The sequence below is a fragment of the uncultured Jannaschia sp. genome (genome assembly GCF_947494055.1).
In the GTDB taxonomy this organism is placed as follows: domain Bacteria; phylum Pseudomonadota; class Alphaproteobacteria; order Rhodobacterales; family Rhodobacteraceae; genus Jannaschia.
The window spans coordinates 1-11,161 of sequence record NZ_CANLTR010000064.1 but is presented as its reverse complement, the minus strand read 5'-3'; the positions used below and the strand labels follow the sequence as shown (position 1 = coordinate 11,161).

Genomic DNA, 11,161 nt, shown 5'->3' with positions numbered 1-11,161 from the left:
GGGCATGGCGAGGTCGATCCTGACGGCGAGATCATGACGGTCAGGGTCGACTGGACTGCCCGCGGGGCTGCGAGCCTCTTGAATAAAACGCTGCGGTTCGACGATCACGGTCTCCTGAGCGAACTTCTGCAACGCGGCGAGACGGTGGTTCTCAACGACGTCCGTGACGATCCGCGCGTGACGGAACCCGGGCCGCTCGAGCGGATCGGCCTGCGCGCCCTGGCCCAGGTTCCGCTGATGGAGCGCGGTCGCCTCACGACCGTGTTCTTTCTGGGCGACGATCGACCGCGGAGCTGGACGCAGGGCGAACTCGACTTCATCCGCGCCGTATTCGACCGTACCTACGCCGCCATCGAACGGGTCCGGGCCGTCGAGGAGCGCGAGCTGATGAACCGCGAGCTCGCGCACCGGATGAAAAACGTGCTGACTATCGCGCAGGTGATTGCCACGCAGTCGCTGCGCTACGCGACGACGCTGGAGGCTGGCCGCGCGCAGGTCGCCGCCCGCTTGACCGCACTGGCGCGCGCCCAGGACATGCTGACCGACGGCAGCACCTCGAACGCCGATATCCGCGACGTGATCCTCAAGGCGATGACGCCCCATCTCGATAAGCCGGACCGGCTCACGCTCGATGGACCGTCCGTCATGCTTACGGAGCAGCAGATGCTGGGCCTGTCGCTCGGTATCCACGAGCTTGCAACCAATGCTGCCAAGTACGGGGCGCTCGCGGTGCCCGAAGGCCGCATCGTCGTGCACTGGAGTTGCGCCGCGGCGCAGGCCTTCCGCCTGACATGGCGCGAGGAAGGCGGGTCCGCCCCCGAGCCGAACGTTGGCACCGGGTTCGGATCCACGATTCTCGACCGCATCGTCGGCGAATACTTTGGCGGCCGATCCGAGTTGCGGCTGGAACCGACTGGCGCGGTATTCACGATCGAGGGGCAACACGGTGCCGGATCGGGTGCGCCGAAAACCTGATGGTTGCCCAGTTACCCCGGTCAAGAAGCTGCGCATTCAGGAGGATCGTTGCGGGCGCCACGATCGACAAACTTGGAAAGCGAACCTGCGTGGGTCCTGCACGCGATCGTCTAGAGTCCGTCGCCCCGGCGCTTGGCACGTTTCGTCCGGCATCGCCTCTCTCATGCGCCGAGCTCGAAGCGGCCGGACGCGCGGGCCGCGCCAAGCATTCCGATGCAAGCCCGGAAGGTTTGTAGCGCCGCGCAGTTGCCGGCTACGAGCGCTCCGGTAACGTTCGGTCCGGCGACAGTCGTGCCGCACCCCAAGCCATGTCGGTCATCCGGCACCGTGCCAGGGAATCTCCGCCAGCGCGCGCTCTTCCGAGCGGCCGCCGGAGCATGGCCTCCCGTTCAGGGTCGCTTGAGATAGGTGTCATCGGTAAAGGCCGCCCCGACTGGCATCGGTGTGCCGCCCCGTCGGTCCACCTGTCGCAGGCTTCGGGAAGACCACGCGCGATAGCTCGACCGGAAGGACCGACCACATGCGTGGTTTGGCGTTGACGGTTCGTTTCTCGGGTTGGGGGCTCGCCGCACGCCATCACATGACGGCGGCTGACGTCGAGAGCCGGACGGTCGATCGCCTTCTGGAACTGGCCGGGGGCGATGCCTGCGCGCTTCGCGAAGATGCATCCCGGCCATACGAAGACCTGTGGCGCGCCGAACTTGCGCGAGGTGATTGCGGGCGTGTGCGAAGGCCGAGCGGCGAACGACGAACGGCGAGGAACCTAGGACCACCCGTCCGGACGGGCTGCTGCCGACCGACCGCATCGAGATGCCGGGTTTCCCGTTCACCTGGCCGATCGTCCCCCACGCTGACCGCACGCCCGTCGACCTTACCGGCTCGGCATTCGTAACCTCGCGGTCGGGGACATGTCCCATGGGAGCGTTGCATAAGACTGCGCCTGAACGATGCCGCCATGCGCATCGCCGCCCCCCCCGGAGCGAGGCAGCGACGGACGTCGGCTACAGCGATGCCTCTCGGGTCAGCCGGAAGTTCAAGCGAATGTCGGGAAGTCGCCGAGGGCATGGCATGGAGTCCATACCGCGGCGACAGCGGCGCAGCGGCAGGGTGCGGAGGCGCGGCGCCCTCCACGGCCCGAGACCGGTTCCCAATTGCACCGTCGGTCCAGATGTGAAATTACACGACAGAATTTCACGGGATTTCTGTCGATGCATACTTTGGGAGCCGACCTTCGCGCCCTGCGCCGCGCCCGTGGACTGACTCTCGCCGAGTTGGCCGGCCGTCTCGGACGGTCCGTTGGTTGGATGAGCCAGATCGAGCGCAATCTCTCCACCCCTGACGACGCCACCCTCGCCCGGCTCGCCGACACGTTGGACGCGCCCCTGAGCATGCTGACCGCGGCCCACACCGGAGAGATCGTGCGCAGCGGTGCCGGGCGTCCCTTGGGCGAGAGGGTGCCCGGGCTCGGCGAGACCCTGCTCTCGCCCGATCTCACAGACGGGTTCGAGGTCATCCATTCGACCTTTGCCCCCGGCGCCCGGCGGGACAATCCCGTCACCCGGCACACCACAGAGATTGCGTATATGCTCTCGGGCCAGCTGACGATCTGGCTGGGCGACGTGCGCCACGACCTTGGCCCCGGCGACACCGCCCGCCTGCGCGGCGAGCCGTTCAGCTGGATGAACCCGCATGGCGAGCCCGCCGTGGCGATCTGGATCATCACCCCCGCCATCTACACCCAGGAAAGCACGCAATGACCGAGACCGCGCGCGTCGTCATCATCGGAGGCGGCGTCGTCGGCGCCTCCTGCCTCTATCATCTGGCGCTGCGGGGTTGGACGGACTGCACGTTGCTGGAAAAGAACGAGTTGACGGCGGGCAGCACGTGGCACGCGACGGGCAACTGCCCGACCTTCTCGACCTCTCTGGGGATGACGAAACTCCAGCGCTATTCGATGGAGCTCTACCGCGGGCTCGCGGAAGCCACGGGCACACCCTTCACCTACAACGTCACCGGCGCGGTTCGCCTCGCCCATACCGCTGACCGGATGCGCGAGTTCGAGCACGTCGCCTCTTGGGGCCGCAAGCTCGGGATGCCCACCGAGATCATGTCCGTACGGGACATCGAGGACGCCTATCCCTTCCTCGAGACACACGACCTGGCGGGGGGGTTCTGGGACGCGCATGACGGCGACGCCGACCCCGCCTCGCTGACGGCGGCCTTCGCGGCGGGGGCGCGCAAGCTCGGCGCGCGCATCCACCGCTTTTGCCCCGCTACCGGGGTGGCGCGCGACGGGGACGAGTGGATTGTCCGCACCGACAAGGGCGACATCCGCTGCCAATACGTGGTCAACGCGGGCGGCTACTACGCGCAGCGCATCGGCGAGTGGTTCGTGCCGTTCGGCGGCCGCACCGTCCCTATGACCGTGCTGCAGCACCAGTATCTGCTGACCGACGAGATCCCCGAGATCGCGGAATGGTCTCGCGCGAATGGCCACAAGCTGCCTCTCGTGCGCGACCCGGACGTCTCTTACTACTTGCGGCAGGAGAAGCACGGCCTGAACCTCGGCCCCTACGAGCGGGGCGGACAGCCCTACTGGACCGACGGGTCGATGCCCGAGGATTTCTCGTTCCAGCTCTTCCCCGACGACCTCGACCGGCTGGAGCCCTATATCGAGGACGCCATGGCCCGCCTGCCGCTCTTGGGCACGGCCGGCATCAGCAAGGTCATCAACGGCCCCATCCCCTACGCGCCCGACGGGCTGCCGCTGATCGGGCCGATGCCGGGGGTTCGAGGCGCCTTCGAGGCCTGCGTCTTCACCTTCGGGATCGCGCAGGCAGGGGGCGCAGGCAAGCTGCTGACCGACTGGATCGTGGAGGGCGCGCCCGAATGGGATGCCTGGGCGATGGACCCGCGCCGCTTCACCAGCTGGGCCGATCAGGACGCGGCCGACGCGATGGGGCTGCAGGTCTACCGGCACGAATACGCGATGCACCACCCGTTCCATGCCTGGCCGGAGGGCCGCGACAAGCGCCTCTCGCCCGTGCACGGTCGGATCGTCGCGGCGGGCGGCCAGATGGGCGCGTTCGGCGGATGGGAGCGCGCGCTGTGGTACGCCCGCCCGGGCGACGACACCTCCGAGGCAGCGACCGAGACCTTCGAGCGCGAGGGCCCGTGGTGGGGCGCCGTGGCCGAGGAGGTCGCTGCCGTACGCGACCATGCCGGCGTCATCGATATCTGCGGCTTTTCGCGCTTCGACCTCGAAGGGCCGGGCGCCGCCGACTGGCTCGCCTCCCGCATCGCCACGCGACTGCCTGGGACGGGGCGCATGGGCCTCGCCTATTTCAAGGACACGCGCGGCCGTTGCCTGACCGAGATGTCGGTGATCCGGCGCGGAGCGGACGCGTTCACCCTGATCACCGCCGCCGCGGCGCAGTGGCACGACCGCGACGTCCTCCTCGACGGCCTGCCGGACGCTTTGACCTTGACCGACCGGACCGACGACTTCTCGACCCTGCTCGTCACTGGCCCGGAGGCCCGCGCGGTACTGGCCCCGATCACCGACGCCGACCTGTCCCTACCCTGGCTCTCCCACCAGGCGGCGCAGGTCGCCGGGCGCCCCGCCAAGCTGGCGCGCGTCTCCTTCGCCGGCGAGCTCGGATGGGAGGTCCACGCCCGCCCCGAGCACGTCCCCGCCATCTGGGACGCCGTGACGGAGGCCGGGGCGCGGCCCTTCGGCATGATCGCCCTCGACTCGCTGCGGCTGGAGAAGGGGTGGCTTTCCTGGAAGGGGGACATCTCGACCGACTACACCCCCGAGGAACTGGGCCTGTCGCGCTTCCTAACCGATCCAGGCCCGGCCGAGCGGCGCCTTGTGCTCGTCGCGCATGATGGGACGCGCGAGCCGCCCGCGATGTCGAACGTCCTGTTGGGCGGCGAGATCGTGGGCGAGGTCACCTCCGCCGCCTATGGCCACCGGGTGGGCCGCCCGCTCGCGCTGGCGATGGTGCCGCTGGCGCAAGCCGAGGGCGGGACCGAGCTCGCCATCGACATCTTCGGCGAGACCGCCACCGCGCGGGTGCTGCAGAGCGCCGCCTGGGATGCGGACTTCTCGCGGATCCGCGCGTGACCGCCCTGCCCGGCACGGCCCGCGTCGTCATCATCGGCGGCGGCGTGATCGGCTGCTCGGTCGCTTATCACCTTGCCAAGCTGGGCTGGAACCCGGTCCTTCTGGAGCGCAGGCGCCTGACTTCGGGTACGACGTGGCACGCCGCCGGCCTCATCGCGCAGCTTCGCGCGACCCCGGCGATGACCCGCCTCGCGCGCTACAGCCAGGAGCTTTACGGCACCCTGGAAGAGGAGACCGGGCTGGCCACCGGCTTCCGCCGCTGCGGCTCGATCACGGTGGCGCTGACAAGAGACCGCCGTGAGGAGATCACCCGCCAGGCCGGCATGGCGCGCGCCTTCGGCGTCGAGGTCGAGGAGATCTCGCCCGCCGAGGTGCTGGAACGCTATCCGCATCTCGACATCGGCGACGTTCGCTCGGGCGTCTGGCTTCCGAAGGACGGCCAGGGCGACCCGACGGGCATCACCATCGCCCTCGCCAAAGGCGCGCGGATGCGCGGTGCCACCGTGGCCGAGGGCACGGAGGTCACGGGCGTGCGCCGCAACGGGGCCCGCGTCACCCATGTCGAGTGGCGCCGCGGCAAGGAGCGGGGCGCCATCGCCTGCGACCACGTCGTCAACTGCGCCGGCATGTGGGGCCGCGAGGTCGGTGCCATGCTGGGCCACGCCGTCCCCCTTCAGGCCTGCCAGCATTTCTACGTCGTCACCGAGGCCATCGCAGGTCTCGGCGCGCTGCCCGTCCTGCGCGTCCCCGACGAATGCGCCTACTACAAGGAGGATGCGGGCAAGATGTTGCTCGGCGCCTTCGAGCCGGTCGCCAAGCCCTGGGGCCCGATCCCCGAGGGGTTCGAGTTCGACCAGCTCCCCGAGGATCTCGACCACTTCGAGCCGATCCTCGAAAAGGCCGTCGCCCGCATGCCCATGCTGGCCAAGGCGGGCATCCATACCTTCTTCAACGGCCCCGAAAGCTTCACGCCCGACGACGCCTACCATCTCGGCCCCTGCCCCGGCTCGGACAACGTCTGGGTCGCGGCGGGCTTCAACTCCATCGGCATCCAGTCGGCGGGCGGCGCGGGCCTCGCCCTGTCGCAATGGATGGAGGGCGACGAGATGCCGTTCGACCTGATGGATGTCGACATCGCCCGGATGGAGCCGTTCCAGTCGAACCGCCGCTACCTGCGCGCCCGCGCGACCGAAAGCCTCGGGCTGCTCTACGCCGACCACTGGCCCGCCCGCCAGAAGGCCACGGCGCGGGGCGTCCGCCGCTCGCCTCTGCACCGCGAGTTGCTGGATCACGGCGCGGTTATGGGCGAGCTGGCCGGTTGGGAGCGGGCCAACTGGTTCGGCGCGCCCGGCGAGGGCTACGATTACGGCTGGGGCCGCCAAACCTGGTGGCGGGCGCAGCGGCGCGAGCATCTGGCGATCCGCGAGGGTGTCGGCCTCTACGACATGTCCTCCTTCGGCAAGCTGCGGATCGAGGGGCGCGACGCCCCGCGCCTGATGGCGCTGGCCTGCGCGGCCGATCTGGACGTGGCCGCGGGGCGGATCGTCTATACCCAGATGCTCAACGCCCGCGGCGGGATCGAGGCCGACGTCACCGTTACGCGCCTGTCTGAAACGGCCTTCATGATGGTCACGCCCGCCGCCACCCGTCTGCGCGACGAGACCCGCCTGCGCCGCATCGCGGGCGACATGGCCGCCACCGTCACCGACGTTACTGCCGGAGAGGCCGTGATGGCCGTGATGGGACCGGGATCGCGCGCGCTGCTGGCCGGGGTCGTGCACGAGGATATGTCGAACGCCGCTCACCCCTTCTACACTGCCCGCGAGGTGGATCTGGGAATGGGCCGCGCGCGCCTGCACCGCCTGTCCTATGTCGGTGAGCTCGGCTGGGAGGTTTACGTATCCGCCGACATGGCGGCCCATGCCTTCGAGACGATCATGGAGGCCGGGCGCGATCACGGGCTGACCCTCGCCGGCCTGCACGCGATGGACTCGCTTCGCATCGAGAAGGGCTTCCGGCACATGGGCCACGACATCACGCCCGCCGACCACGTAATCGAGGCGGGCCTTGGCTTCGCCTGCCGCAAGACCGGCGGCTATGTCGGCGCGGCCGCCGTGGATGAGGTTCGCGCAAGCGGCCCGCAGAAGCGCCTGCTACAGTTCCAGCTCGAGGATGCCGAACCCCTCCTTTTCCACGCCGAGCCCATCCTGCGGGATGGCGAGATGGTCGGGCACACGACATCGGGCGGCTACGGGCACAGCCTGGGCGGCGCGATCGGCCTTGGCTACGTCCCCTGCCCCGGCGAGACGCTGGCGGAAGTCTTCGCCTCGAACTACGAGATCGACGTCACGGGCGTCCGCATCCCGGCGACGGCGTCTTTGAAGCCATTGCTCGATCCAAGGGGCGAGCGAATGCGGACCTGACCTCCGGAGCGGCTTTGCAGGACGAGCGGGCGGGCATGTCTTAGCGAACGTCGTCGAGACAACGCTTCCGCCCGACAGCCGTTAGTGCTCCACTAGGACGGGCACGTTTGGGAGGGGCCATGTGCGCCGTGTTGGGAAGATGCCTGGGCCACCCGCATGGGAAGGGCCAGGAGTGGTGGCCGCCCCCCGCGGGCGGCTGAGACGGCCTTCCAAACCACCACATTCCCATCGGAGAGATCCATGACATCTACCCTCACCTCCGGGGCCGAGAGCCTTGAGATCCGTTGGTCCGACGGTACCGTCGGCCAGTTTCCCTATATCTGGCTGCGCGACAGCGATCCTTCGGGCTTTCACGCCAAGACCGGCGAGCGCGACTTCGACCTGACGAGCGTGCCCCTCGACCTTGCACCGTTCCAGGCCGAGATCACGCCGGATGCCCTCTTCGTCACCTGGGCGCCAGGCGGTGTCCCCAGCCGCTTCGACCTCGACTGGATCAAGGCCCACCGGCCAGGCCAGGCGCGCCCCGACCCTGCGGATATTGCCCCCGTACCGTGGCGGGCGGAACTCGGCGAGCGCGGCGTGCCGCGCCGGGATGCCGGCGGCCTCATGTCCTCGTGCGAAGCCCTCGCGGACTGGCTGGCACGCGCGACGCGAAGGTCCGGCTGGGCGACATGGCGATGGTCAAGAAGGCCTTCGTCGATCTGCAGCACGCCCTCTACCGCGCATGAGGGAGCATCTCTTTTCCTCCAGCGTGCCTGCTATGCATCGGAGGCGCTGACGGATGCCCCGCTATGGCTACGCCCGGGTCAGCACGACCGACCAGGACCTCACCGTGCAGCGCGCGGCACTCTCTCGCGCCGGCTGCGCGGTGATCCGCGAGGAGAAAGTCTCGGGCACCTCTCGCCAGGGTCGTGAGGAACTAGGCATTCTGTTGACCTTCCTGCAGCCCGGCGACGAGCTCGTCGTCACGCGGGTGGATCGCCTCGCCCGCTCCATCGGTGACCTACAGGACATCGTGCGCGAGTTGCACGAGAAGAAGGTGGCCCTGGTTGCGACCGAGCAGCCGATCGACACCTCCACCGCCGCGGGCAAGGCGTTCCTCGATATGCTGGGAGTGTTCGCGGAGTTCGAGACTAACCTGCGCCGCGAACGGCAGATGGAAGGGATCGCGCGGGCCAAGGCGAGGGGTATTTACAAGGGACGCAAACCGGTGGTCGATCCCGAACAGGTACGGGCGCTGCACGCGCAGGGTATACGCACCGTGGCCATCGCGCGAGAGTTAGGCATATCGCGGAGCACGGTGTGGCGGGTGTTGAGGAAGAACCCCCTAAGTTAGAGGAGGGAAACAATCAGCGTAGCCGTCGCCGCGTTTCTTGGATCAGCCGGTCTGGTAGGAACACCGACCGGTCTGCCGACCAGATCGACAACGCTTCACGCAGCTGTTCGACATCGCAAGCCCTTGCAACGTGTAACTCCGTGATGACCCAGAGGACCCCATGGACTCGCGCCCCGCGGTCTTCCGCGACGCGGCGTAGGAGACTGTCGCCAGTCAGCAGGACGCTTCGGTCCCGCGCCTCGGCCGTGGCGAGGACGAAGGCGTCGTTCGCTGACAGGCGAGGGTAACGGGCGCGAACGGTCAGCGCCCGGCCAACCAGCTCGGCGGGGAGATCGAAGGTTTCCATCCCACCGTCGTCCAGTACGCGCCATTCCTGCGCGGTGAAGTCGAGAAGTTCTGATTGGCGGATGGGAAACGGAACGACGAAGTGGTGCGGCAGGCGTGCAAGGACGTGCAGAAGCTGGGCCTTGCGCAGGTCAATGAGGCAGGAGGCGTCGTTGACGACGACGAGGCGCGAGGCACTCACCTGGCCTCGGGTCCGCGGATCTGCGCTTCAACGTCTGCCAGTGGCTTCTTGAGCAACTGTGCCGCGCGCACGGGCGAGATCATCTCCTCACCAACCGCGCGCCAAACCAGCGACTTGTAGCGACGCGGACGTTCGAACGCGTCAAATCCTTCGCCCTCGCGGAGTGGCTCGGGCTCCTCGGTGCGCCACCGCCGCGCCCAGGTTCGGAATGCGTACTGGACGACTCCCTCCGGTAGCAGCCCGGTTTGACCGAGCCGAACGAGCATCGCGGCGGCCGACATGCCGTAGACATGTTTGACCCGTAGGATTTCTCGATAGGTGGTCCCGTGTCGTCCCCCGCCGAACTCACTACACAAGTGTTCCTCGGGTGCGAGGAACGCTCCGGCGAAGCGGTTCATCGCCTTCTCTAGTGAGATGTTCGGATTGTCGCTCGACGCGATGATACGGTGAGCCAGTTCGTGCGCGAGAGTGAACCGCCGCCGCTCCACGCTCGCACGCGATGAGACGACCACCACCGGGAAGGACGATCGCTCGCCCGCGCAACGCACAGTGCAGGTTAACCCGTCGAAGCGTTCGGGCAGATCGGCCTGAACGAGGCGGATGCCTTTCTCTTCCAGAAGCGCCGAGAGGCTCGGGATCGGATCGATACCGAGCTTCCATGATCGTCTCAACTTCCGCGCAGCGTGGTCGATCTGCTCGAAGCTCTCCACCCGTAGACCGACCTCGTCACCGAATGCGTTGGCCTGCGGTGGCGCATCGAGAATATCCTCCACCGCGAGGTAGTCCTCGAGATGCTCAAGCACGATGGCTTCGGCGCGCGCGCGATCTTTCGCACCAGTGCGCGAATGCTTGCGGAACTCGATGCCGCACAGCTCCTCCACCTGCCCACCCATCAGGAAGTCGAGCGAAACGTCGAGTGATCGTCCGAGCCCCACCAGAACGGAGGACGACGGCAGCATCTTGTCCGCTTCGTACTTCGAGATGGCCTGCGCGCTGACATGGGGTTCCATCCGCTCGGCCAAGTCGCGCAGCGACAACCCCGCCTTCTTCCGCGCGAGCTTCAACCGTTGGCCCAGCATATCGTCCTCCCCATGGCGTGGTTGACAAACATCATTATAGCTCCAAAGTGTCAACCTCAGGTTAGCGAGTGGCGGAATCGCCCGGCGAGAAATGAAGGGCGGCCCTATGATCAAGAGAAACCAACACGTAGTGCCTCACGATCGCGGCTGGGCCGTGCGCGGCGCGGCTAGTGCGCGTGGAGTGCCCCCATTGGGTGGTCCAGTTTGAATGTTAATGCATGGTCGGTCTCTGGTCTATCGGGACGATGCTTTTTGGTGCCGGCGGCCGGTATCCTAAGGCGCTGTGCGACCTGACGGTGTTGTAGTGGCGCCGCCAGCGTTCGATCAAGATCTGGGCCTCGCGTAACGTGGTGAAGACCTCGCCGTTCAGCAGCTCGTCTCTGAAGCGGGCGTTGAAGCTCTCGCAGTAACCGTTCTCCCAGGGTGATCCCGGCGCGATGAACGCCGTCTTTGCGCCCACTGCCCCGATCCAGGCACGCACCTTCTTGGCAATGAACTCCGCGCCATTGTCCGATCTGATGTATTCCGGCGGGCCGCGTAGGATGAACAGATCCGTCAAAGCATCGGCCACATCCGTTGAATTGAGCCTGCGTTTGACGCGGATCACCAGCGCCTCCTTCGGGTAGTGTCCCGGGGCGTGGTGTAGGAACTGGCGTCCACCTGCTTCTTCATAGCTGGTGTCGCTCGTTCATT

7 protein-coding genes and 2 pseudogenes are annotated in these 11,161 nt (G+C 67.5%); 6 read left to right on the top strand and 3 right to left on the bottom strand.

Annotation, left to right across the window (positions count from 1 at the left end):
* Positions 1–33 precede the first annotated feature (33 nt).
* The 6 genes and pseudogenes from Q1A87_RS24320 to Q1A87_RS21620 form a co-directional block, all read left to right on the top strand.
* Positions 34–282, top strand: a pseudogene (locus tag Q1A87_RS24320) (GAF domain-containing protein); the annotation flags it as partial.
* A 105-nt stretch (positions 283–387) separates the two neighbouring features.
* On the top strand, positions 388–975 hold the full coding sequence (locus Q1A87_RS21640; RefSeq protein ID WP_299656414.1) for a sensor histidine kinase: 588 nt from the start codon (positions 388–390) through the stop codon (positions 973–975).
* A 1,208-nt stretch (positions 976–2,183) separates the two neighbouring features.
* Positions 2,184–2,732, top strand: coding sequence for an XRE family transcriptional regulator (locus Q1A87_RS21635; protein WP_299656411.1), 549 nt, complete (start codon positions 2,184–2,186; stop codon positions 2,730–2,732).
* Entirely contained in the window at positions 2,729–5,104 is a 2,376-nt protein-coding gene (locus Q1A87_RS21630; protein WP_299656408.1) for an FAD-dependent oxidoreductase, read from the top strand. The genes Q1A87_RS21635 and Q1A87_RS21630 overlap by 4 nt, the downstream gene beginning before the upstream one ends.
* Positions 5,101–7,527 (top strand): FAD-dependent oxidoreductase, encoded by a 2,427-nt coding sequence (locus tag Q1A87_RS21625; RefSeq protein WP_299656405.1) that lies wholly within the window; start codon positions 5,101–5,103, stop codon positions 7,525–7,527. Before Q1A87_RS21630 ends, Q1A87_RS21625 begins: the two co-directional genes overlap by 4 nt.
* 781 nt (positions 7,528–8,308) lie before the next feature.
* Positions 8,309–8,863, top strand: coding sequence for a recombinase family protein (locus Q1A87_RS21620; protein WP_299656402.1), 555 nt, complete (start codon positions 8,309–8,311; stop codon positions 8,861–8,863).
* Positions 8,864–8,876: 13 nt separating this feature from the next.
* Here the strand turns inward: Q1A87_RS21620 and Q1A87_RS21615 are convergent, their stop codons facing one another.
* The 3 genes and pseudogenes from Q1A87_RS21615 to Q1A87_RS21605 all read right to left on the bottom strand — a co-directional run.
* Positions 8,877–9,389, bottom strand: a complete 513-nt coding sequence (locus Q1A87_RS21615; protein WP_299656400.1) for a PIN domain-containing protein — start codon at positions 9,387–9,389, stop codon at positions 8,877–8,879.
* Entirely contained in the window at positions 9,386–10,468 is a 1,083-nt protein-coding gene (locus Q1A87_RS21610; RefSeq protein WP_299656397.1) for an XRE family transcriptional regulator, read from the bottom strand. The genes Q1A87_RS21615 and Q1A87_RS21610 overlap by 4 nt, the downstream gene beginning before the upstream one ends.
* 211 nt (positions 10,469–10,679) lie before the next feature.
* Positions 10,680–11,093 (bottom strand): annotated as a pseudogene (locus Q1A87_RS21605) (integrase core domain-containing protein); the annotation flags it as partial.
* Between the last annotated feature and the right edge of the window lie 68 nt (positions 11,094–11,161).